Origin of the sequence: Paenibacillus sp. GYB006 (assembly GCF_036577645.1) — a bacterium.
Taxonomy (GTDB): domain Bacteria; phylum Bacillota; class Bacilli; order Paenibacillales; family Paenibacillaceae; genus Paenibacillus.
This window is the reverse complement of the sequence record NZ_JARBDA010000006.1, coordinates 18910-43536: the sequence shown is the minus strand read 5'-3', so window position 1 is coordinate 43536 and position 24627 is coordinate 18910. Positions and strand designations below refer to the sequence as shown.

At 43.9% G+C, this 24627-nt stretch carries 18 protein-coding genes and 1 other annotated feature; all 18 genes read left to right on the top strand.

Features of this window, described 5'->3' with window-relative positions:
- Positions 1–40: 40 nt before the first annotated feature.
- The 18 genes from lonB (at position 41) to PV403_RS15070 (ending at position 24609) form a co-directional block, all read left to right on the top strand.
- Positions 41–1780 carry an ATP-dependent protease LonB gene (lonB, locus tag PV403_RS15155; RefSeq protein WP_213535200.1) on the top strand — a complete coding sequence of 580 codons (1740 nt, stop codon included), beginning with the start codon at positions 41–43 and terminating at the stop codon, positions 1778–1780.
- 87 nt (positions 1781–1867) lie between these two features.
- Complete coding sequence (gene lon, locus PV403_RS15150; protein WP_213535199.1) at positions 1868–4204, top strand: endopeptidase La; 2337 nt, start codon at positions 1868–1870, stop codon at positions 4202–4204.
- An 18-nt stretch (positions 4205–4222) separates the two neighbouring features.
- Positions 4223–4882: a ribosome biogenesis GTP-binding protein YihA/YsxC gene (yihA, locus tag PV403_RS15145; RefSeq protein WP_213535198.1), complete on the top strand. Its 660-nt coding sequence runs from the start codon at positions 4223–4225 to the stop codon at positions 4880–4882.
- A 248-nt stretch (positions 4883–5130) separates the two neighbouring features.
- Positions 5131–5718, top strand: coding sequence for a non-ribosomal peptide synthetase module (locus PV403_RS15140; protein ID WP_213535196.1), 588 nt, complete (start codon positions 5131–5133; stop codon positions 5716–5718).
- Positions 5719–6144: 426 nt separating this feature from the next.
- Positions 6145–6543 carry an adenosylmethionine decarboxylase gene (gene speD, locus PV403_RS15135; RefSeq protein ID WP_213535195.1) on the top strand — a complete coding sequence of 133 codons (399 nt, stop codon included), beginning with the start codon at positions 6145–6147 and terminating at the stop codon, positions 6541–6543.
- 373 nt (positions 6544–6916) lie between these two features.
- A complete protein-coding gene (gene hemA, locus PV403_RS15130) occupies positions 6917–8302 on the top strand; it encodes a glutamyl-tRNA reductase (protein WP_332085266.1) in 1386 nt (461 codons plus the stop codon).
- Between the two features lie 16 nt (positions 8303–8318).
- Positions 8319–9146 carry a cytochrome c biogenesis protein CcsA gene (ccsA, locus tag PV403_RS15125; protein WP_213535194.1) on the top strand — a complete coding sequence of 276 codons (828 nt, stop codon included), beginning with the start codon at positions 8319–8321 and terminating at the stop codon, positions 9144–9146.
- Positions 9143–9808 carry a precorrin-2 dehydrogenase/sirohydrochlorin ferrochelatase family protein gene (locus PV403_RS15120; protein ID WP_332085164.1) on the top strand — a complete coding sequence of 222 codons (666 nt, stop codon included), beginning with the start codon at positions 9143–9145 and terminating at the stop codon, positions 9806–9808. Before ccsA ends, PV403_RS15120 begins: the two co-directional genes overlap by 4 nt.
- Before the next feature lie 4 nt (positions 9809–9812).
- Positions 9813–10757, top strand: a complete 945-nt coding sequence (gene hemC / locus PV403_RS15115; RefSeq protein ID WP_213535190.1) for a hydroxymethylbilane synthase — start codon at positions 9813–9815, stop codon at positions 10755–10757.
- Positions 10758–10762: 5 nt separating this feature from the next.
- Entirely contained in the window at positions 10763–12292 is a 1530-nt protein-coding gene (gene cobA / locus PV403_RS15110; protein ID WP_332085163.1) for a uroporphyrinogen-III C-methyltransferase, read from the top strand.
- 45 nt (positions 12293–12337) lie between these two features.
- Positions 12338–13339: a porphobilinogen synthase gene (gene hemB / locus PV403_RS15105; protein WP_213535187.1), complete on the top strand. Its 1002-nt coding sequence runs from the start codon at positions 12338–12340 to the stop codon at positions 13337–13339.
- Positions 13340–13386: 47 nt separating this feature from the next.
- A complete protein-coding gene (gene hemL / locus PV403_RS15100; protein WP_213535186.1) occupies positions 13387–14691 on the top strand; it encodes a glutamate-1-semialdehyde 2,1-aminomutase in 1305 nt (434 codons plus the stop codon).
- The gene (locus tag PV403_RS15095) at positions 14688–15593 is read left to right on the top strand and encodes an RluA family pseudouridine synthase (protein WP_332085161.1); all 906 of its coding nucleotides are present in this window, start codon (positions 14688–14690) and stop codon (positions 15591–15593) included. Before hemL ends, PV403_RS15095 begins: the two co-directional genes overlap by 4 nt.
- Positions 15594–15740: 147 nt before the next feature.
- Complete coding sequence (locus PV403_RS15090; protein ID WP_332085160.1) at positions 15741–17075, top strand: LysM peptidoglycan-binding domain-containing protein; 1335 nt, start codon at positions 15741–15743, stop codon at positions 17073–17075.
- A gap of 234 nt (positions 17076–17309) precedes the next feature.
- Positions 17310–17593: a binding site (T-box leader), on the top strand.
- An 88-nt stretch (positions 17594–17681) separates the two neighbouring features.
- Positions 17682–20360, top strand: coding sequence for a valine--tRNA ligase (locus tag PV403_RS15085; protein WP_213535180.1), 2679 nt, complete (start codon positions 17682–17684; stop codon positions 20358–20360).
- A gap of 73 nt (positions 20361–20433) precedes the next feature.
- Entirely contained in the window at positions 20434–21810 is a 1377-nt protein-coding gene (locus PV403_RS15080) for a bifunctional folylpolyglutamate synthase/dihydrofolate synthase (RefSeq protein ID WP_213535177.1), read from the top strand.
- Between the two features lie 7 nt (positions 21811–21817).
- Positions 21818–23185 (top strand): UDP-N-acetylmuramate--L-alanine ligase, encoded by a 1368-nt coding sequence (murC, locus tag PV403_RS15075; RefSeq protein ID WP_213535176.1) that lies wholly within the window; start codon positions 21818–21820, stop codon positions 23183–23185.
- A gap of 125 nt (positions 23186–23310) precedes the next feature.
- Positions 23311–24609, top strand: coding sequence for an SPOR domain-containing protein (locus tag PV403_RS15070; RefSeq protein ID WP_213535174.1), 1299 nt, complete (start codon positions 23311–23313; stop codon positions 24607–24609).
- Positions 24610–24627: the final 18 nt, after the last annotated feature.

The window sequence follows — 24627 nt, the reverse complement described above, 5'->3', positions numbered from 1 at the left end:
AAAAATAGGTGAAAGAAAGATTAAACAGGAGGACATAGATATGGGAAATGAAATAACGATTATCATTATGTTGGTCAATTTATTTTTTGGAGTTGTGATTGGGCTATATTTTTGGAATATGCTGCGCTCTCAAAAGAGTAATCGAAGTGCGGTAGAAAAGGAATCTCGCAAAGAAATGGATAAACTACGGAAGCTGAGAGCTATTTCGCTGACAAAACCACTTGCTGAAAAGACACGACCTGCCAAGCTTGAAGATATCGTGGGCCAAAAAGATGGGCTGCGCGCCATGAAGGCCGCTCTCTGCAGCGGTAATCCCCAGCATGTCATTGTTTACGGCCCGCCGGGAGTAGGGAAGACAGCGGCAGCCAGGGTCATATTAGAGGAAGCGAAAAAGAACCCAGCCTCTCCTTTTAAGGCAGATGCCAAATTTACAGAGATTGATGCGACCACAGCGCGTTTTGATGAACGAGGAATTGCAGATCCTCTCATCGGATCGGTGCATGATCCGATATATCAAGGAGCGGGTGCAATGGGGGTAGCTGGTGTTCCTCAGCCGAAACCAGGGGCCGTTACCAAAGCGCATGGTGGGATTTTATTTGTGGACGAGATCGGTGAACTTCATACAATCCAGATGAACAAGCTGCTCAAAGTACTCGAGGATCGGAAAGTGATTTTGGAAAGTGCGTACTACAATTCCGAAGATACGCATACTCCTGCTTATATCCATGATATTTTCCAAAATGGATTGCCGGCAGATTTTCGTCTTGTTGGTGCAACGACTAGATCTCCACATGAAATTCCGCCAGCACTGCGTTCTCGCTGTATGGAAATCTTTTTCCGTGCACTATTACCGGAAGAAATTGGGCGGATTGCGGAAGATGCCATATCCAAAATCGGTTTTTCGGCGAATCCCGAAGCAGTAGAAGTTGTTAAAAAGTATGCGACGAATGGCCGGGAAGCAGTAAACATCGTACAGCTTGCTGCCGGACTTGCCCTGACGGAGAATCGGGATGAACTTCAAGCCTCTGATTTGGAATGGGTAGCGAGCAGTAGTCAAATTCAGCCAAGACCTGATCGTAAAGTGCCAAGTCGTCCTCAAATCGGTTTTGTTAACGGACTTGCTGTTTATGGCCCGAATATGGGGGCGCTGCTTGAAATCGAAGTTTCTGCTGTACCTGTAGCAAAAGGCAAAGGTACCTATAACATTACGGGTGTCGTAGAGGAAGAAGAAATTGGCGGAGGTTCAAGAACACTGCGCCGCAAAAGTATGGCAAAAGGTTCTGTAGAGAATGTACTAACTGTTCTTCGTGCTATGGGGTATTCGCCATCTAATTTCGATCTTCACATTAATTTCCCAGGTGGAACACCGATTGATGGACCTTCTGCTGGAATTGCGATGGCGACGGCGATTGTTTCGGCTATTCGAGGGATCCCTGTAGATCATGAGCTGGCCATGACAGGAGAAATCAGTATACACGGAAAAGTGAAACCAATTGGTGGTGTTTTGGCTAAGGTGGAAGCAGCATTCCAGGCAGGAGTCAAAAAAGTAATCATTCCAGCTGAAAATTGGCAATCCATTTTTGATAACTTGGAAGGCTTACGTGTAATTCCGGTTGAGACGGCTGAAGAAGTGTTCCATCATGTGTTTGGAGAGTCGGAAAAAACAGTAGTGGAAGAGATCGCTCCTCCGCATGCAGAACTCTTTCCGCCTTCCTCTCCATCTGTTTTGCATGCGGATCATAATCGGAACGGTAAACTGAATAGTACCGAAAGCATGTAATGCTTGTCCCTTCATTGGTTTTTTATGTGAACATTTGATAAAATAATGAATGATAACAACTTGAGAGCCATTGGAGGTGTGAAAGCGATGGGACCGAGCAAAGCCAAAGGTCGTCGTTTTCCTTTACTGCCTTTGAGAGGACTTCTTGTTTACCCGAGTATGGTACTACATCTCGATGTGGGCAGGGAGAAATCAGTTAAGGCTTTGGAAAAAGCGATGGTAGAAGAACATTTAATCCTCCTGTGCTCCCAATCTGAAGTAAATATTGAAGAACCTACAAGAGAAGATATCTTCCGGATCGGCACAGTGGCTAAGGTCAGACAGATGCTGAAGCTTCCGAATGGAACGATTCGGGTCCTTGTAGAAGGATTGGAACGTGCGGAGATTACCGAATACACAGATAATGTTGATTTTTATGAAGTGCTGGCAGTCGAACTTCCTGAAGAAGAGACAAACCATCCAGAGACGGATGCTCTAATGAGAACGTTACTGAACCAGTTCGAAAATTATATAAATCTGTCTAAAAAGATTACCCCGGAGACACTCGCAGCAGTGTCTGATATTGAAGAACCTGGGCGTCTTGCGGATGTAATAACCAGTCACCTTTCTCTTAAGATTAAGGATAAACAAGAAATTCTGGAGACGATTAACGTCAAGCAAAGACTTGAGAAACTCCTCGATATTCTTAATAACGAGCGGGAAGTTCTGGAGCTTGAACGTAAGATCAGCCAGCGTGTGAAAAAGCAGATGGAAAAAACGCAGAAGGAATATTATCTGCGTGAGCAAATGAAAGCAATTCAAAAGGAACTCGGAGAAAAAGAAGGCCGTGCGGGTGAAGTGGAAGAACTGCGAAACCAAGCAGCTGCTCTTGATCTGCCCGAGAAGGTTCAAGAGAAGGTAAACAAAGAAATCGATCGTCTTGAGAAAATGCCAGCAAGCTCTGCTGAAGGCGGCGTTATTCGAAATTACGTGGATTGGTTGCTCGCTTTGCCTTGGAGCCGTTCGACGGAAGATGATCTTGATATTCAGGCTGCCGAAGAAGTGCTTGATGCAGATCATTATGGTCTGGAGAAACCGAAGGAGAGAGTGCTTGAGTATTTAGCCGTTCAGAAGCTGGTTAAGCAGCTCAAAGGTCCGATTCTCTGTCTTGTAGGGCCTCCTGGGGTAGGGAAAACTTCTCTGGCCCGGTCTATAGCGAAATCACTGGGACGAGAATTTGTACGTATCTCACTTGGCGGAGTCCGTGACGAGGCAGAAATTCGCGGTCATCGCCGTACCTACGTAGGCGCAATGCCGGGCAGAATCATTCAAGGTATGAAAACAGCCGGTTCACTAAACCCTGTCTTCTTACTCGATGAGATCGATAAAATGGCTTCTGACTTCCGCGGTGATCCGTCATCAGCGCTTCTTGAAGTGTTAGATCCGGAACAAAATAACACGTTTAGTGATCATTTTGTGGAGCTGCCTTTTGATTTGTCGAACGTTATGTTTGTGACAACTGCCAATACGGTACACAGTATTCCAAGACCTCTTCTTGATCGTATGGAACTTTTGAATATTCCGGGTTATACGGAACTTGAGAAACTGCAAATCGCGAATCGCTATTTACTGCCAAAACAGATTCGAGAACATGGTCTTACGGAGCAGCAGCTTCAGGTTGGTGAAAACACACTGCTGAAAGTCATTCGTGAATATACAAGAGAATCCGGAGTACGGAACTTAGAACAACAGATGGCATCCCTCTGCCGTAAAGCAGCCAAGAAAATTGTGACAGGATATGAAGGAAGTATCGTCATTACACCGGAAGAGATTAAAGATTATCTTGGTCCGGGTAAATTTAGATACGGTGTAGCAGATCTTGAAGATCAGATCGGTACAGTGACAGGTCTAGCATGGACTGAGGTTGGCGGCGAAACTTTAGTGATTGAAGTGACCGTTGTGCCGGGTACAGGCAAGTTAACCCTTACTGGGAAACTTGGAGACGTGATGAAAGAATCTGCACAAGCAGCATTCAGTTATACCCGTTCCAAGGCGATTGAACTGGGGATTGCGCCAGACTTCCATGAGAAAAATGATATTCATATTCATATTCCGGAAGGTGCTATTCCGAAAGACGGCCCATCAGCTGGGATCACGATGGCAACCGCACTTATTTCAGCCCTTACGAATCGTCATGTATCCAAACACGTAGCGATGACGGGTGAAATTACACTGCGGGGGCGAGTGCTACCCATCGGGGGACTCAAGGAAAAATCACTGGCCGCTCACCGAGCTGGATACAAGAAAATTTTATTACCTAAGGACAACGAACGTGATTTAAGAGACATTCCGGACAGTGTTCGGGAAGATATCGAATTCATTCCTGTTGCTCATATGGATCAAGTACTGCAGCATGCTCTTGTAGAACAAGCAGGAGTGCATTAGAGAGGACAATTATCAACTATGAAAGTAACAAAATCAGAATTTATTATTAGTGCTGTAAGCCCTAGTCAATATCCTGAGGACGCCTTGCCGGAGATTGCTCTGGCAGGGCGTTCCAATGTGGGTAAATCATCGCTGATTAATCGAATGATTAATCGTAAAAACCTGGCACGAACAAGTTCCACACCAGGTAAAACCCAGCAACTTAATTATTATCGTATTAATGATCAACTTTATTTTGTTGATTTCCCGGGTTATGGGTATGCCAAAGTTTCCAAAACACAGCGCGCCTTATTTGGGAAAATGATGGAGCAATATTTGCTCGAACGTGAAGAGCTTAAACTTGTGATGCAGATGATCGATATGCGTCATGCACCAACCAAGGATGACATTATGATGTATGATTGGCTCAAACACCATGGTCTTCCTGTTTGCATCGTGACTACAAAAATGGACAAGATTCCAAAAACAAAACGTGCGAGACATGCAAAAATTATAAAAGAAGCCCTTCAGATCCATCCAGATGATTCATTTGTATCTTTTTCTTCGGAAGAAGGTCTTGGCAGAGATGAACTATGGGCAGTGATTTCCCGCTATGCATTCTCTAATGATCCATTCGGTGAGGAAGAAGAGCAGGATGAAGTAGAAGAAGGTCAGGAAACCTCAACTCACGAAGTGTGACAAGCCTAAAATGCAGGATGACAGAGTTAGCATGAACTTTTAATGCAGGAAAGTGAGCAACTTCCCTATCAGCTATAGAATTTAAGCGCTTATCCCTTTTTTTACGGTTTTTGCGCGAGTTTTTATGGTTTAGAGAAGGAGCGAACCGTTTAAAAGGTAGTGTATAATAGAGTCAGGCATAAGCTTGTTACGAAAATTCCGGTGAATACACCGGCCTGATGAATCAGGAAAGAATTGGGGAGATTTTTATGGCTCAGCGGTTAGCCACAGAATATGTTAAAGCCACTTTGAAATTGTCGGAAACTCAAATGAAACAGTTCTTGCAGATGGCAGAAGACGGCCAGGTCCATTCAAGAGTGAAAGTTCTCGGTAATGGGGGACAGGAAGTTGTACTAGAGGATCATGCAGGCGAGGAAGTTCATTTTCCATTTGATCGTAGAGAAGGGTTTTATGTCTGTGAGTTATCTTGCCGCTTGGTAAATCTACACTTAGCTAATTTAGTGCGGAGGTTATTCCTTAGCTTTAAAGGAGATGGGATTGTAAATCGGGTATATGCTGGGTTTACAATGTCTTATGTTTATTCAAAAGGATCTGTGCGAAAAATTGTTGAAGTAAAAGAAAATCAATCCCAGACGGTATATCAATACAAAAATACACTTCAGGAAATGGAAGATGTATTCCGAATGAGAAAGATCGAGCAACAGATTACAAAGGTTAAAAGAAGAGTTAACGGACTGCTTGATTTACGGAATGCAACTTGTAGTCAAGAAGAAATTGCTAAGATTGACGAGCAATTGCGCACTCATACAGTTACTTTATTCGCTTTAGAAGCATAAGTATTTCCGTAAGGAAATACGTTAGCATTTTATTTTTCAAAAACTCCTTACCCTATTGTGGTATGGAGTTTTTTTGTTTGATATAAATAATGGATGAATGCCCTTTTTAGATCACAAATCCTTACGAAAAATCGGTGTATCAAACCGGAGTGAAGCTTAGATTTAAACCCCGGTAATTCTGATGATGAAGGTTGTGTGATCTATCTCATAGTAGCGAATGTATTTATTTGTAGTACTTGTAAAATAACTATTGCAATTGCCTCAGATAGATGTTATTTTTAATCTCGTTGAAAAGAATATAGGAACCAGGATTCACTCAGGACATTGAATGTTGCGAGAGATTATTCCCTCGGGAAGTGAATGACGTAGGTCCTAGCGGATGAAATTTTTTCAAACATTTTATTCCTAGGAAGGGGGAACCGGAAGATGGAATATTCAACTTTCGGAAGACACGTTGCTGTTGATACTTGGGGAGTCGACTTCGATTTGCTGAACAATGAGGAGTTTTTGCAAGCACAGTTGATTGATGCAGCTGAGGCTTGTGGTGCTACAGTATTGTCTGTACAATCAAAGCAATTTGAACCTCAAGGAGCGACAGTACTTGTATTGCTGTCAGAGAGCCATCTCTCGATTCACACGTACCCTGAGAGAGGTTTTGCCGCAATTGATTGTTACACTTGTGGAGAAACGGTAGACCCGCAGTTAGCCATTGACTACCTGGTGTCCGTATTAAAACCAGAAAAAACGTACGCCAAAAAATTAGTTCGCGGTTTAGGTGAAATGAAGGTCGAAACGCCTGAAATGAATCAAATCGAACTTGTTTGATGGAAAGTTAATAATATGAAATGAACTTACAACCATGGATCAATAATCCATGGTTGTTTTATATATGTAGATATTTTACAATTCTGGTATACTTAATGGGATGAATAATTAGAGGTTGAGATTTTAACTTAAAAAGGTGCAGGCTGCCTGCGTCCCTGCATAAAGATAGGAAGAGCCGGTAAAATTAAGCGAGCGCTATACCTTTAAAATGAGGATTTCATAAACATGTCATAAAAAGCACTTAGCCGGGCAAATACATATGTTATACTGGTTATTGTTTGCATTATGTACTCAAGATCATGTGCTGTTTACAGCGCATTGTGATATAGATCATTTACAAATTTACAAAATCGTAGAGGCAGGTGAACTTGCAATGCACATCGTCGCAGTTGGATTGAACTACCGCACAGCGCCTGTAGAAGTCAGGGAACGTTTTACGTTTGATGAGAAGGACTTATCCCTTGCACTCCAGCAGCTAAAAAAGACAAATAGTGTATTGGAAGGCGTCATTGTAGCTACATGCAACCGGACAGAAATGTATGTGGTAGTCGATCGTCTTCATATGTGCGGCTATTTTATTCGTAGTTTTATGGAGAAATGGTTCGGGATTTCCCGTGAAGAATTTACCCAACATCTTTATATCTACGAAAATGAGCAGGCAATCCGTCATCTGTTTCGTGTGACAAGCGGGCTTGACTCTATGGTTATCGGAGAGACTCAAATTCTTGGGCAAGTCAAACAAGCTTTTTTATGTGCACAGCAAGAGAAAGCAACAGGTACGTGGTTTAATGAACTATTTAAACATGCGATCACGGTTGGTAAAAGGGCACATTCTGAAACATCCATTGGGGAAGCTGCCGTTTCGGTGAGTTATGCAGCCGTGGAACTTGGCAAGCGGATTTTCGGGTCGTTTTCGAACAAAAAAGTAATGATTCTTGGTGCAGGAAAAATGAGCGAACTTACCGTGCAACATTTGTACGCAAATGGAGCGGAAGAAGTTATTGTCGCGAATCGGACCTTTATACGCGCTGAAGAATTGGCAAAGAAATTTCAAGGAACCGCTTGTACTATGGAACAGGCATTTTCTAGGTTACATGAAGTTGACATTCTGATCAGTTCTACGGGTGCCAAAGACTTTGTTATTTCTGTGGATATGATAAAAGAAAGCATGAAGCGGAGAAAAGCACGTCCGCTCTTTATGATTGACATTGCCGTTCCAAGAGACATTGATCCTGCAATCAGTGATATGTCCAATGTTTACTTATATGATATTGATGATTTGGAAGGCGTAGTAGAGACCAATCTTGAAATGCGCCGTATGGAAGCCGCTAAAATTGACGCATTTATTGAAGAAGAAATGATAGCTTTTCAGCAGTGGCTTAAAACACTGGGGGTACGCCCTGTCATTCGTGCCCTTCAAGAAAAAGCAAATACTGTTCACGAGGATACACTCGAAAGTTTATTTAATAAGTTGCCGGAACTGGATGACAGGCAGCGCAAAGTCATTCGGCGGCTTACCAAAAGTATGCTGAATCAAATAACTCATGAGCCGATTAACCAAATTAAAGAAATGGCTGCAGAAAAAAATGCAGACGATGCTTTATTGATGTTCACCAAAATGTTTGGGCTCGAGGATGAGATCGATGACAAGAAACAGGACGTTGCTCTTTCACATGGGAGCTTACAGCCTGCCATGGAAATGAACCATGGCGCTGCAAAGGAATCTTCGCGTCTAACTTATGTTCCTGTGAGTCTGTAAGGCGGTGTAGAGCTAAGTGACGGTTCATGATACAATTCACAGTTTCATCATTTATATTTACGCTCTGAGCCTTCTGTTTTATTTCTCGGATTGTATTCGTCGTAATGCGAGTGCAAAGCGGATAGGCACAGGGCTTCTTGTTATTGTATCGATAATGCAGTTTATGTACCTTGTGTTTTATACGGTCAATCAAGGTTATGTTCCTATCTACTCCATGTACGATTTTATTTTCTTGTTTTCCTTTTGTATCGTACTTATTTCATTCATATTAAGCCGGGGACAGAGGTCTGAATACATTGTATTCCTTCTGAATGTAGTCAGTTTCAGCGCTTTGGTGCTTAGTGACTTTTGGCTCGCACCGAGTGAGAATACACTGCTCAACTGGCAGACCGTACATGGTATGCTGGTAATGCATATTGCACTTGCAAATCTTGGATTTGCAGCACTGACGGTATCGGCAGTTTTTGCAATGATTTATCTCTTTTTACATTACAGACTGAAGTTAAAGCGATGGAATGATTCAATGAGACGTGTGCCAAGCCTTGAAATTCTGCAATTGTATATGAACAAAGCCAGCCTGATCGGTACACCTATTCTTGGCATATCTGTGATCCTCGCTATTTTGTCGATCGTTGCCGAGAAGCAGTGGCTTTATCTATTGGATCTGAAAGTACTCGCGACTTTTATTGCTCTATGTATCTATGTTGGTTATTTTGTATCCAAACGATATATTGATGCACCCCAGCATGTAATGGCAAGATGGATTTTGATTGGATATGCTTTTGTTATTATTAGTTTTATGAGTAACGCTTGGTCTATGTTTCATCGCTGGACGGGAGAGTGACGCATAAGCGCATGGAGAATCACTATGTACCAGTTATGTTGAATTGCTCAGGGCGCAGGTGCATTGTTATCGGCGGAGGTAAGGTAGCGGAGCGAAAGATAGAGGCTCTTGCAGGTTCAGGAGCGCTGCTCACTATTATTAGCCCCAAAGTGACGGAGAAAATTCTTCACATGGTTGACCGGGGTGAAGCCGAATGGCGTAAGAAGCCCTATCTCCAGGGAGACCTGGAAGGGGCTTTTCTTGTATATGCGGCTGCGAGCAGTCCGGAAGTAAACGCACAAGTGATTGCGGAAGCCAAGCAGAGGAATATTCTTGTGAATAGTGCAGATGCACCGAGTACCGGAGATTTTATTACTCCTGGCTCTGTACGCCGAGGCAAATTAACGATTGCGGTTTCTGCATCAGGCGCAAGCCCAGGACTTGCAAAGCAAATTATTGAACAGCTGAGAACAGATTATGGGGATGAGTATCAGATTTACCTTGATTTTTTACAACAATTCCGAGAAGTCATTCAGTTTGAAGTCGAAGATCGGAGAGATAGAAAGCGCCTGCTTGATCGGGTGCTTGAAATGGATATTTTAGTACAAATACGAGAAAAACGGTATCGTCCATGGTCACAGGAAGAAATGATAAAGTGGATTACTGCCAATCGGGAGGAGTAACAAGATGCGTACAATTATCGTGGGAAGCAGACAAAGTGCGTTGGCATTGACACAGACGGGTCATGTCATCGAAGATTTGAAAAAGATATGTTCAGAGCATGGACTTGAATTTGATTTTGAGGTGAAGAAAATTGTCACTAAAGGAGATCAGATTCTAAATGTTACGCTGTCAAAAGTAGGCGGCAAAGGACTGTTTGTCAAAGAAATCGAACAGGCAATGATGAACAAAGAGATTGATATGGCGGTACATAGTATGAAAGATATGCCTTCGGTACTACCTGAATCACTTACGACGGGAGCGGTACCCAAACGAGAGGATCCAAGAGATGCTTTGATTTCTCGTAATGGAGCTTCGCTTGATGAGCTTCCCCATGGAGCAAAAGTCGGTACCAGCAGTCTTCGCCGGGCCAGTCAGTTAAAGGCTTATCGACCTGATCTCAATGTAGAGTGGATTCGCGGGAATATTGATTCTCGTTTGCGTAAACTGGAGACGGAAGGATTTGAAGCAATTATCTTAGCTGCAGCAGGTCTTTCACGCATGGGATGGAGTGATCGAATCACTTCATATTTATCTCCTGAAACTTGTTTGCCAGCGGTTGGTCAAGGGGCACTTGGCATTGAATGCCGTAAAGATGACGAGGAACTGCTTGCACTTCTCTCTTTATATAATGATGAAATAACAGCCAAACCGGTTGCTGCTGAACGAGAATTTTTACATGTGCTGAACGGTGGCTGCCAGGTTCCTATTGGTGCTTATGCCACATGGGTTACGGGTAGCAACGCGGAAGACAAACAGATTGAACTCACGGGTATGGTAGGAACACCTGATGGGCTCACCGTATTGAAACAAACTTTAACAGGTTCTGATCCAAAACAGCTTGGTAAGGCTGTGGCCAGCCGATTAATTGAAATGGGTGCGGAGAAGATACTAGCAGATGTAAGGGGATGATCTCCATGACAGGAAAAGTTTATCTAGTAGGGGCAGGTCCGGGCAATGCAAAGCTCATTACAGTTAAGGGCTGGGAATGTATTCAAAAGGCAGACGTTGTCGTATATGATCGACTAGCGAGCCCAAGACTGCTTCGAATTATGAAACCAGGTGCAGAAAAAATTTATGTAGGCAAAAAAACGAATCGTCATACGATGAAACAAGAAGATATTAACCAGCTTCTTGTTGATTTAGCTCTAGCAGGAAAGAAGGTCGTTCGTCTAAAAGGCGGAGACCCTACGATTTTTGGAAGAGTGGGTGAAGAAGCAGAATTATTGAAGCAGAATAACGTGCCTTTTGAGATTGTACCAGGGGTAACTTCTGCAATCAGTGTACCTGCCTATGCGGGAATACCCGTAACTCACCGGGATTACGCTTCTTCTATTTCGATTATTACAGGACATGAGAGCCCAGAGAAGATGAACCGAGCGATCCACTGGGATAAGGTAACGAATGCAACCGGAACACTTGTGTTTATGATGGGTGTTGCGAATATTGGATATATTAGTAAGCAACTGATGGATCATGGCAGACCAAAGGATACACCTGTGGCTCTTATTCGCTGGGGAACTTGGGCTGAACAAGATACACTAATCGGAACGCTGGAGGATATTGAAGCCAAAGTAATAGAGAATAAATTCCTTCCGCCCGGCGTGATCGTGGTAGGCGATGTGGTTAAACAACGTGAACGGCTTAAATGGGTGGAATCCATGCCTTTGTTCGGTAAACGGATCTTGGTTACACGGGCTAGAACACAAGCGATCGATCTGGTAGATCGAATTGAAGAGCTTGGCGGAGAAGCTTATGAGCTGCCTGTAATTGAAACATTGCCTCCCGCTTCAGCAGAAACAAGAGATCAGATCAAAAACGCACTCGCCTCTATGCCAGAGTATGATTGGGTATTCTTTACGAGTGTTAACGGAGTGGAATACTTCTTTAAGCATCTCGAAGAGCTAGGCTTGGATATCCGTGCATTATCAAAAGCTAGAATCGTAGCAATTGGACCTACTACAAGAGAAGTTTTACGAAGTAGAGGAATTGTAGCAGAAGAAGTGCAAGGGTCTTACCAGCAAGAAGGATTAATGGACACTTTTGGCGATGAATTGTTGCCAGGTCAGAAGGTTCTCCTGCCTTGTGGAAATCTTGCGCGGTCTTGGCTGCCAGATCGACTACGTGAAAAAGGACTGGAAGTTACTGTTTCACACATTTATGAGACAGTGATTCCCGATGAATGGGATGATGATGTCATTCAGCTACTGGAAAAAGGGAAAATATATGCTGTCACATTTACAAGCTCTTCTACCGTAACACACTTGCTTGCACTATTGAAGAAAATGGGTAATGACAATCCAGTAGAGCTTCTTAATAAAGTGCATATCGTATGTATTGGTTCCGTTACTGCTCAGGAGGCAGAGAAGGCGGGTCTTTCTGTAAGCATCATATCGGATAAGGCTACAATGGACAGTCTGACGGATGCTTTGTGCGAACTAAAATAAATAATTAGGTTATATAAAGGAAGACAGAAAGGGGAATTATCGATTATGGGATTTCCAAATGTTAGACTTCGTCGCTTGCGCAGTACTGCCGCAATTCGCAGTATGGTGCGTGAAACACATCTTCATGTGAGTGATTTTATTCAACCGATTTATGTAACTTACGGAACGGGAGTGAAACAGGAGATCTCTTCCATGCCTGGTGTTTACCGTTTTTCTTTAGATACCTTAAAAGAAGAAGTACAAGAAATTGCTGAACTCGGCATTCCAGCTGTGCTTTTGTTTGGAATTCCAGAAACGAAAGATGCAGTAGGGTCATCTGCTTTCGCGGAAGATGGAATTGTTCAGGAAGCGACAAGGCTGATCAAATCATGGTATCCAGACCTTCTGGTTGTTGCTGATACATGCTTGTGTGAATTTACAGATCATGGACACTGCGGAATGGTTCATACTCATGAAAGAGACGGGCATGTACATGCACATGTTCTGAATGATGAATCGCTTGATCTACTTGTGAGAACGGCGGTATCCCAAGCAGAAGCAGGTGCCGATATTATTGCTCCTTCTAACATGATGGATGGATTTGTGGGTGCAATTCGCCAAGGTTTGGATGAAGCAGGGTACGAGAATATCCCCATTATGTCCTACTCTGTAAAATACGCTTCCGGTTTCTACGGACCTTTCCGTGAAGCAGCTGACTCTGCTCCGCAGTATGGGGATCGCAAAGGCTATCAGATGGATCCAGCAAATGCACGGGAAGCGCTTCGTGAAGCAGAAAGTGATGTTCTTGAAGGAGCAGATATGCTGATGGTAAAACCATCTCTTTCTTATTTAGACGTGATGCGAACCCTCAAAGATCAATTTGATCTCCCGCTGGTCGCTTACAACGTAAGTGGTGAATATGCGATGGTGAAAGCAGCAGCAATGAACGGATGGATAGACGAGAAATCAGTGGCTATGGAGATTTTGCTGAGCATGAAACGAGCAGGTGCAGATATGATCATCACTTACTATGGTAAAGATGCGGCTCGCTGGCTTTTAGAGAAATAAGGGCACGGCAGAAGCAGGAAGTAACTACACAAAGAGGAGTGAAAGTAATGAGCATCAATCAACGTCAGCCTCGTATGGAGGAACGGTCCAGAAAGGCTTTTGAAGAAGCAAAACAGTATATGCCGGGCGGTGTGAACAGTCCAGTTCGTGCATTTAAATCCGTTGGACTTACACCGATCTATGCAGATCACGGTATTGGATCAAGAATCTATGATATCGATGGGAATTCGTTCATTGATTATGTGGCTTCCTGGGGTCCACTTATTATGGGACATGCTCATCCTGAGGTTATCGCTGCGATTCAAGAGACAGCAATAAAAGGGACAAGCTTTGGCGCACCAACCTTAATAGAGACAGAAATGGCTAAACTTGTTTGTGAACGTGTGCCATCCATTGATATCGTGCGAATGGTCAATTCGGGAACCGAAGCAACGATGAGTGCCATCCGCCTTGCTCGGGGGATAACGGGACGGAGTAAGATTTTGAAATTTGAAGGATCTTATCATGGTCATGCAGACAGTTTGCTTATTAAAGCAGGCTCTGGAGTAGCAACGCTTGGTCTGCCGGATAGTCCAGGCGTTCCAGAAGGGGTTGCTGTAAATACAATCACTGTGCCTTATAACGATCTTGAATCCGTAGGTGTAGCCTTTGAGAAATTTGGAGAAGAGATCGCAGCTGTGATCGTTGAACCGGTTGCTGGGAATATGGGAGTCGTTCCGCCTGTAGCTGGATTCTTGGAAGGTCTCCGGCAGGTGACAGAAGATTACGGAAGTCTTCTTATTTTTGATGAGGTGATGACTGGTTTCCGGGTGGGACTTAACAGTGCTCAAGGCAGATTTGGGGTAACACCAGATTTGACTTGCCTTGGTAAAGTAATTGGCGGCGGACTGCCTGTTGGTGCTTATGGTGGTCGTCGTGATCTTATGGAGCAGATTGCTCCTTCTGGACCGATCTATCAGGCAGGTACACTGAGCGGTAATCCGCTTGCTATGACAGCAGGTCTGACTACGCTCCGTTTACTCAATCAAGAAGTCTATGATCGCTTGGAGATGCTGGGAGCGAAGCTGCAAGCTGGTTTTGAGAAAAATGCACGTGAGCTTGGTATTCCTATTACGATCAATCGGGTAGGCTCGATGGTATGTCCTTTCTTTACGGAGGAGCCTGTAACGAACTATGATATCGCGAAATCAAGTAATCTGGATCTCTTCCGGGCCTATTTCGGACATCTGCTGCAGGAAGGAGTCAGCGTAGCACCATCTCAATTTGAAGGAATGTTTATTTCGGGTGTGCATTCCGAACAAGATATTGAAGATACAATTGAAGCTAATTATAATGCGCTGAGAAAACTATGATTACTTCAAAAAGAAGAGGAGAATGGCTGGAGCTTACTCCAGGAAAAAAGGCACTCTCTGGCGAGAATCGGAATGAGGCTGCTGAAGCTTGGCTCTTGCAGGAGCTGGGCATGCCGCCTAAACTTCTTCATGAATTGAAGCAAAATCAAGGGATCAAAATTGCGGGGGACCGGCTGAGGCTGGCCCTTTTTCCGTCTGTACCTTTAGGTATCTCTCCGCGTTATATTCTGCTTGATATTTTATATGAGGATGATTTTTGTCTTGTTGTTAATAAACCGACAGGTATGCCAGTCCATCCTGATGGGAATGAGCGACATGATGGAATTATTACGCTGGATCATGCGGTCGCTGCCTACTATGAATCTGAGGGCCAAGAGATTGCAGTACGCCATATCCACAGGCTCGATGTAGATACATCGGGACCTGTGCTATATGCCAAGAATCGATATGCTGAATTAAAACTAAATTCGATGATGGAACGTAAAGCGATTGATCGCGCTTATGTGGCAATCGTTCATGGCGTCATTACTCAGAATGAAGAAGTGTTACAGTATCCGATCGGCAAAGATCGTCATCACAAACAGAGAAGAAGGGTTTCGCCTACAGGACAACATGCGGTAACCCATATGAAGGTCTCTGAACGGTTAAACGAGGCAACTCTTGTCCGTCTGGAGCTGGAGACAGGGAGAACCCATCAGATCAGAGTTCACCTCAGCCACATTGGTCATCCTTTATTCGGAGATACACTGTATGGGGGCAGAAGAGAAGGGATCCGCAGGCAAGCCCTGCACGGGGAGATGCTTACGTTTCAACATCCGTTTACAGGAGAACTGCTCAGCATTGAGGCGCCTTGGCCGGAAGATATGACGGAACTATATGAAGCGAGAAAAAAAGTGCAATAGAGCGAATACTTATAAAATGGTATGAGTCCTCTATTCGGTGCATATACATGTCAACGAGAAGAAACTTATTGCTGAACTCTCGTCACATGAGCGAAAGCCATGGTCTTTTTTCATGGTAACTATATGCCCGAAAGGAGGACTACAGCTATGTTAAACCCGCCCTACGGACTTCGGTTTGATATTTATGAGCGTGTTCAATTACCAGAACATGTTCCCGCTATCGCAGAGCTTGAAGAGATTGAACTTTATCCTCGAATACAGGTGATTACAGATCAAGAGCACGCAGCGCTTCGGGGCCATCTGCTGTTGTCAGGTGTGTATGTTGGTGAGAATAAGGAGCAGGAAGGTTTGCAGCACCTGATCCCGGTGGAGATTACGATTCCGCTTAGCCGGGTTGCCTCAGTGGAAGAGATCGCTGTTGAGATTGAGAATTTTGATGTTGACCTATTGTCTACAAGAAGCTTGAATATTACCGGGGTGTTGTCTCTCAGAGGAATTGAAGGGATTCAAACAGAGGAAACTCCTGCCTGGAATTCGGATGAATTTACGGTAGTACACACGAATTCAGCTTCTGAACAGGGGAATAGCGAACCAAAAGAGTATAGCAGATATAATCCATACCATCGCGATCCTGCTAGGGAAGATGACGAAGCTTCATTTGAGCAAGAACGCACGAGTGACGCTTCTCCCGTACCGCCTACATTTTATGCTCCTTATATAACACCGGCTTCGGTTCATGATGAGGGGCAGGAGGAGCGAGACGTTTGGAATCTTCCTTATGAGACTCTTTCGGTAGATGATGGTACTGATCAGCAGGAAGATTCTAATATAGAAGAGCAGAGAATAGAGAATCAAGAGAACGGGGAGCTAAGAGAGACAAAAGATATTCAGGACGTGAAAGAAGAAAATTCGGCGACTGAGCTCTCTGCCGCGCCAGAAGTTTGGCATTTTGAAACGCCTGCGGAACCTGCTTTAGGTCTTCAAGAAGCAGAAACACCTATAGAAGAACAAGCAGCAGAGCCTGCCGCGATCCAGCGTGACGATCAGGAGATTACCTGGGAGGATGAGGGAACGCTGCTTACAGCAGATGTACCTCAGCCAGAGGCAGAAGACGAAAAACCGGAGCTGAAGGTTGCTTTTGGCAGTAAAAAAGAGAATGATGCACCTGCTGCTGATTCGTATGGAATTACCTCTCTTCTTCAGAAGAGCAAGAGAACGGAAGAAGTATTACAGTTAGAAGAGCAGATTCCAGTAGAAAAGCGTGAAGAAGAGCAGATAGAAGATGTACAGTGGAAGAACTTATTTCTTGGCGGTAGTTCTGAGCAGACGCCATTCAAGAGGGTCAAGCTCTGTATAGTACAGCGGGAAGAAACCTTGGATACGATTGCAGATAGGTATCAGCTAAGCACACGTGAGTTACAGCTGTATAATCGATTATCCGAGCAGTCGATTGAAGAGGGACAGGTGCTTTACATTCCTTAATTAATATACAAAACCATGTGTTCTTGGGCGTGTTAACGGCCAGGGGCACTTTTTTTGCTATTTATTTTGACGCTTCATGAAACTTAGCTAGAATCCTGCTCCAGTCTTTCCCTATACGGAAAATAGGTGCTCGCCTGTTGACGAATTTAGACTAGAAATGTATGATGTCTGTAGGATTGGGGATACAATGAATATAATTCATTGTGGTTCGTATAGATCTCTTGAATTACACATGGAACAACGAAGAACGGGAGTAGTAAGCAGTAAACCCTTCAGAGAGTGGAATCGATTGGTGTGAGATTCCGCAGGATACTTTACTGATCCGAAGTCACCCGGGAGTTGCCCTTTTGAATGCTTTCGTATGCTTTGTACATAGAGAGCACTAGAATGTGGCCGGCTGCAGCCGTTATACTGCCTAACAAAGTGTCATATCAAACCCGCAAACTAAAGTTTGTGGTCATCATGTTTTGGTATGAAACAAAGGTGGTACCGCGAAAGAATGACCTTTCGTCCTTTGAGGATGAAGGGTCTTTTTGTTTTTTTTATCGTTACTTGCTACTGATGAAAAAATGAATTTTGATTTCTAAAATAACAGGAGGAATGTATATGTCTGAAGCAACAAATCAACCTAATCAGCCGAATCAGACGGAAATGCCAACAACGTATGATCCGCATGCTGCGGAGCAGAAGTGGTACCCGTATTGGATGGAAAACAATTTCTTTAAAGCAGGTCAGCGCAAGGATGCGCAGCCTTTTACCATTGTGATTCCACCGCCAAACGTAACGGGTATGCTTCATATCGGTCATGCGCTGGACTTTACCCTTCAGGATATTATTATCCGTGCAAAACGGATGCAAGGTTATGACGCGCTCTGGCTGCCTGGTTCTGACCATGCAGGAATTGCAACTCAAACTAAAGTAGAACAGAAACTAAGAGAAGACGGGATTACTCGTTATGATCTCGGACGCGAAAAGTTCCTTGAGAAGGTATGGGACTGGAAAGAAGAATATAACAATACAATCCGTTCCCAATGGGCAAAAATGGGCTTGTCTCTTGACTACTCTCGCGAGCGTTTTACGCTGGATGAAGGGTTATCAAAAGCTGTACGTGAAGTGTTTGTTACACTGTATAATAAAGGTCTCATTTACCGCGGGAAACGTATCATTAACTGGGATCCGGCAGCACGAACTGCGTTATCTGATATTGAAGTCGAATATAAAGAAGTACAAGGTCACTTGTATCATCTGAAATATGAATTAAAAGACGGCAGCGGCTCCATTACCGTTGCAACGACAAGACCAGAGACCATGCTTGGTGATACGGCTGTTGCGGTTCATCCCGAAGATGATCGTTACAAAGATATGATTGGCAAAGTACTTGTACTGCCGATTATTGGCCGTGAAATTCCTGTTATTGCAGATGAATATGTAGAAAAAGAGTTTGGTAGCGGAGCGGTAAAAATCACGCCTGCGCATGATCCAAATGACTTTGAAGTCGGTCTTCGTCATGACCTGCCGCAAATCACGGTTATGGATGAGACAGGTACTATGAATGAGGAAGCTGGCAAATATAAAGGGCTTGACCGTAGTGAGTGCCGTAAGCAGATTGTTGCTGACCTTAAAGAACTGGGTGTACTCATTAACATTGAAGACCATGTACATCAAGTTGGTCATAGTGAGCGTTCAGGTGCTGTTGTAGAGCCTTATCTGTCTACACAGTGGTTTGTTGCGATGCAGCCGCTTGCCGAAAGAGCGATTGAAGCTCAGAAGAACGGAAAAGGTGTAAACTTTGTTCCAGATCGTTTTGAGAGAACGTATCTTCACTGGATTGAGAATGTTCGCGACTGGTGTATTTCTCGTCAGCTCTGGTGGGGACACCGTATTCCAGCGTGGTACTGTAATGCTTGTGGAGAGCTTCATGTTAGTCAGGAAGACCTCACGACTTGTACCAAATGCGGCTCTGCAGATCTTCGTCAAGATGAAGATGTTCTTGATACTTGGTTTAGTTCGGCGTTATGGCCTTTCTCTACTCTAGGTTGGCCTGAAGACGCAGAAGATCTGAAACGCTACTATCCAACGTCTGTGCTCGTGACTGGGTACGATATCATCTACTTCTGGGTAGCTCGTATGATCTTTACAGCGCTTGAATTTACAGATGAAATTCCGTTTAAAGACGTATTGATGCACGGACTTGTACGTGATGCTGATGGCCGCAAAATGTCGAAGTCACTTGGCAACGGGGTAGATCCGCTTGAAGTAATTGAGAAATATGGTGCTGATGCGATGCGCTATATGATTTCAACAGGCAGCACACCAGGACAAGATCTTCGTTTCCGCTGGGAACGTGTAGAACAAGCACGTAACTTTGCGAATAAGATTTGGAACGCTTCCCGTTTTGCTCTCATGAATCTTGAAGGCATTAAATATGAGGATATTGATATTACAGGTGAACTATCCACGGCTGATCGCTGGATTCTGCATCGCCTAAATGAAACAGCAAGAGAAGTAACTCGTCTTATGGACGCTTATGAATTTGGAGAAACCGGACGTGCACTGTATAACTTCATATGGGATGATCTGTGTGACTGGTACATCGAATTCTCCAAATTGACGTTATACGGTGAAGATGAGCAGGCAAAACGTAAGACACAGTCGGTACTTGCTTATGTACTGGATCATACAATGCGTCTTATTCATCCGTTCATGCCATTTATTTCAGAGGAAATTTGGCAGCATTTGCCGCATGATGGAGAGACCATTACGCTTGCTGCATGGCCTGAATTTAACGAAGAGCTTGTTAACGATCAGGCTGTAGCCGAGATGAATATGCTGATGGATCTCATTCGTGCTGTTCGTAATGTTCGTGCAGAAGTGAATGTGCCGATGAGTAAGAAGATCGAAATGAATGTAAATGCAAGTAATGCGGACGCGCTGCAGATCATCGATAACAACCTTGTTTACGTTAGCAGATTCTGTAATACGTCCGATCTGACTACAGGCATCTCTCTACCTACGCCGGAGAAAGCGATGACGGCAATTGTGTCAGGTGCTGAAATTTATTTCCCGCTCGCAGGACTAATTGATATTGATCAGGAGATTGCTCGTCTTGAGAAAGAACGCGAGAATTTAGATAAAGAAGTGCTTCGCATTGAGAAAAAACTGGGCAATGAAGGCTTCGTATCCAAAGCTCCAGCAAAAGTTATTGAGGAAGAGCGTGCAAAACTTGCGGATTATTCTGATAAACGCAGTAAAGTCATTGCTCGCATTGCGGAATTACAAAGCTAATTAAATAGGTTATTATTTCGCGGTATCCCTTAAAGAAAAGTCTCACAAATTTCGCAATCGGAGGGTGAAGAAAATGTCTGAAAACACGGGAGCTGCTTGTGCAGCTCCTCTACAAACCTACAGTGATGCAGTAGCTTGGATTAACAATCTTATTCCTTTTGGAATTAGACCGGGACTATCTCGAATTGAATTGTTATTATCAAAGCTGGGCGACCCTCATAAACATCTGAAATTCATTCATGTCGCGGGAACGAACGGAAAAGGATCAACTTGTGCCTTTCTGACTTCTACCCTTAGACAGGGCGGGTATGATGTAGGGACATTTACTTCTCCGTATATCACCAAGTTTACAAACCGATTTCAGTATAATGAAGAAGACATCCCGGAAGACACCTTGCTTAAGCTGGCTAACAAGCTGAAGCCTTTTGTGGAAGAAATAGCTGCTACAGAACTTGGATCTCCAACGATGTTTGAGGTTGCGACAGCGCTCGCAATTCTGTATTATGCGGAGGTATGCTATCCCGATGTGATAGTATGGGAGACTGGGCTTGGGGGAAGGCTTGATGTAACGAATGTCGTGACTCCTATCATTTCGGTGATTACGAATATTGGTTTTGACCATACCGATATTCTTGGTGATACGATTGAACAAATTACATCTGAAAAGGCAGGGATTATTAAACCCGGCGTCCCTGTTGTTACTACGGTTGAACAGCCGGAAGCAATTCGTATCATTCGTGAAACCTGTGCTAAGAAAAAATCAACCCTGTATATTGCAGGCGAACAGTTTACTTATGAGCAACTTGAGGTTAATAAGAATGGTCAAAGATTCCATTATAATGGACCGTTTCGTGAACTTGATGTGGAGCTGACAATGCAGGGCAAGCACCAAAGTGCAAATGCTGCCTGTGCTCTGATGACACTTGAAGTGCTGCGCCAGTACATGGCGTTCTATATGGAAGAGGAAGATTTGAAAAAAGGATTTCACAGAGCATTCTGGGCCGGACGTTTTGAGAAAGTGTCCGATGATCCGCTTCTTATTTTGGATGGGGCACACAATCCGGAAGGTGCAGAAACACTTGCCAGAACGATAAAGGATTTGTATGCAGATCGGAAATTAATTTTAATGATGGGCATGCTTGAGAATAAGCATCACAAATCATATTTAGAGCATATACTGCCACTAGTGGATACGCTTATCCTGACTGAGCCTGATTTCCGACGTAAAATGGATGCGGCACAGTTAAAAAATATGGTAGAAGAGCTTCGTCCATCCTTTGCCAAACCAAACCTTGACATCATTGTAGAACCTTCATGGAAAAATGCACTGAGCTTACTTAAGTTACGGACGGAAGCGGACGATCTGGGGATTGTGTCCGGCACATTGTATCTAATTGCAGATGTTCGGGCCAGTCTTTTGCATCAAACCGATTCTGAAAAAGGTTGGTGAAAACTTGTTGAATACTACGGAACATGTACATTTTATCGGTATCGGCGGCTATGGGATGAGCGCCATTGCAAGAGTTATGCTAGAGATGGGTTATACGGTAACTGGTTCGGATGTGGCATCCCAGGAGCTAACTGAAAAGCTCGCCGCAAAAGGAGCAAAAGTATATATCGGCCATACGGCGGAACAGGTACACGGTGCAGATTTAGTTGTTTATTCAACGGCTGCAACTGCGGACAATGTGGAACGAGTGGAAGCGGAACAATTAAAAATTCCGGTTCTTCACCGTGCACAAATGTTGGCACGTTTACTTAACGAGCGTAAGGGAGTTGCCGTTGCGGGAGCACACGGTAAGACAACAACTTCCTCTATGATCGCGCTTGTTATGGAAGAATGTGAAACAGATCCTACTTACATCATCGGCGGGGAGATCATGAATCTCGGAACGAATGCCAAAGCAGGTAAAGGCGATTGTGTCGTTGCTGAAGCAGACGAGAGCGATGGTTCATTCTTGCATTATCATCCTTGGATTGGGATTGTAACGAATCTGGAAGCGGATCATCTTGAAAATTACAATAATGATTTTAATGAGCTGAAAAATGCGTATGTAAAGTTTTTAAATCAGGTGAAACCTGAAGGCTGTGCGATTGTTTGTGCAGATGATGAGAACATTCAAAGTATTATGCCACAGCTCAAATCTAACATTATTACGTATGCAATTGATGCAGAAGCAGATTATACAGCAACCGATCTTACGCTTGGTGATCGTCATATTTCATTTACGATGAATCATCGCGGAGCTCCGCTCGGTAAAGTAGAGCTTTCTGTACCTGGTAAACATAATGTAAGCAATGCGATGGCAACGATCATTACTTGCTTAGAAGCAGGCATACCTTTTGAATCCATCGTGAAAGCGATCGTGAAGTTCAGTGGTGCAAAACGCAGATTCCAGGTGCTTGGCGAAGCGCGCGATATTCTGATTATTGATGATTATGCTCATCATCCTACGGAGATCGAAGCTACAATCAGTGCTGCAAAAGCGACAGGGAAACGGATTATTGCTGTATTCCAGCCGCAACGTTATACTCGTACCTTCTTCTTGCTAGATGCTTTCAGTCGTGCATTTGCTGAAGCAGATGAAGTCATTATTACGGATATTTTCTCTCCTGCCGGTGAGAAGCAAATTGAAGGGGTTCATTCCTCTAAGTTAGTTGAGCTTATTAAGCAAAACAGTAATCCAAATGCAACCTACTTCCCGACAAAAGAGGATGTAGTTGCAGATTTGGAACACCGATTAAACCCAGGTGACCTAGTGCTGACTATGGGCGCAGGGGATATTTGGAAAGCTGGATATGAGCTGGCTAAAGGTTTGAAATAGAAGGCCAGGCATGAACAATAATAAAAAGCATCATTTCTGCGATAGGCAGAGATGGTGCTTTTTATGCATATATAGCCTTTTTCTCACATATAGCTGATAAAAAGGACAAGGGAGGGGCTTACACCGTGAATAAGGCGAGAATGACATTTCGTTTTGGTGAGGAATCTCAGAATACTTCTCATCAGCATCCCAACCGCATAATAAAAATGGAGTCTCCTCGTACTAATCAGAAGATTGCTTTGGGAACTGAAATAAATCCAATCTCGCTGGATCGCAGCGTCCCTCCACTCGATACATATCACCAGTTAGATGGGGAAGAAGATCCGACAGGGTACAGTGAACAGAATCTTTCAGGATATCTTTCCGCAGAGCAGAAAGCAGGAAAGGAAGATACATATTACGGGAATCCGATTTATGATGATTGGGGCGAGCCTTTTGGTCCCTATGCCGGTTCTTCGATGATAGAGAATAGGTCACTAACCGAGGGTTCTTCTGTCAGGGAAAATAGTAGGGATCCTTACGATGACCTGCCTATGCAGCACTATCCGGAGGTAACCACTAAATCGTATGCTGTTCATCATCGAAAGTCCCCAGGAGGATGGAAAGTATTTGGTTCGGTAACTGCCGCGGTAATGACGGGCGTTTTATTTGGATTTGTAGCTATGTCCATGCTCGATTCTGGCAGTACAGCTCCAAAGACGGTAACGGGAACGGCGGTAGGGACTGACCTTGTTTCTCCCACAGAGGATCCACAGACACAAACGTTGGGAACGGAAACTCCCAATATTGCTAGCACTGCGGTATCCATCCCAGGAGCGACTTATTTTATGCTTCAGTATGGTGTGTTTAGCATGGCAGAAGGTGCAAGTCAGGCGAAGAAAGAGCTCACCCAGGCAGGGATTGCAGCAGGGAGTGACCCCATGGATGAAGCAAGAGTATATGCAGGAGTATCTTCCGATCGAGAGGAAGCAAAACTAATAAGTAATCAGCTGAAGACAGAAGGAGTAGAGCTATACGTAAGAGAAATCTCTTTGCCTGCCGTTTCAGATGTTGTATTCATAGGGAATGCAGATGAGATTAGTCCTTTTTTCGAAAATAGCAGAGCGCTTACTGACATGCTTGCTTCTTTATCGATTACTCATATTAGCGAGCAAGTTCAAACCGCCGTACCAAAGGACAAATTAAGTGAAATCTCAGATGCACATCATCGATTTACGAGCAGTGTTGGAGCAATTCATGCAGGTCTCTCTGAGAACGGAAAGCAGATAGAACGGAAGATGGAGTCCTCAATGAGCACTGCCATCAGTGCATTATCCGAATATAATAAAAATCCTAATAAAGAGCATATGTGGAAGGTACAGTCTGCTGTAATGGATTATATCCTTCAAGAAAAACAGCTGCTAGAGGTAATGAAACAAACATAAGGTGACCCTTTGGTCCGG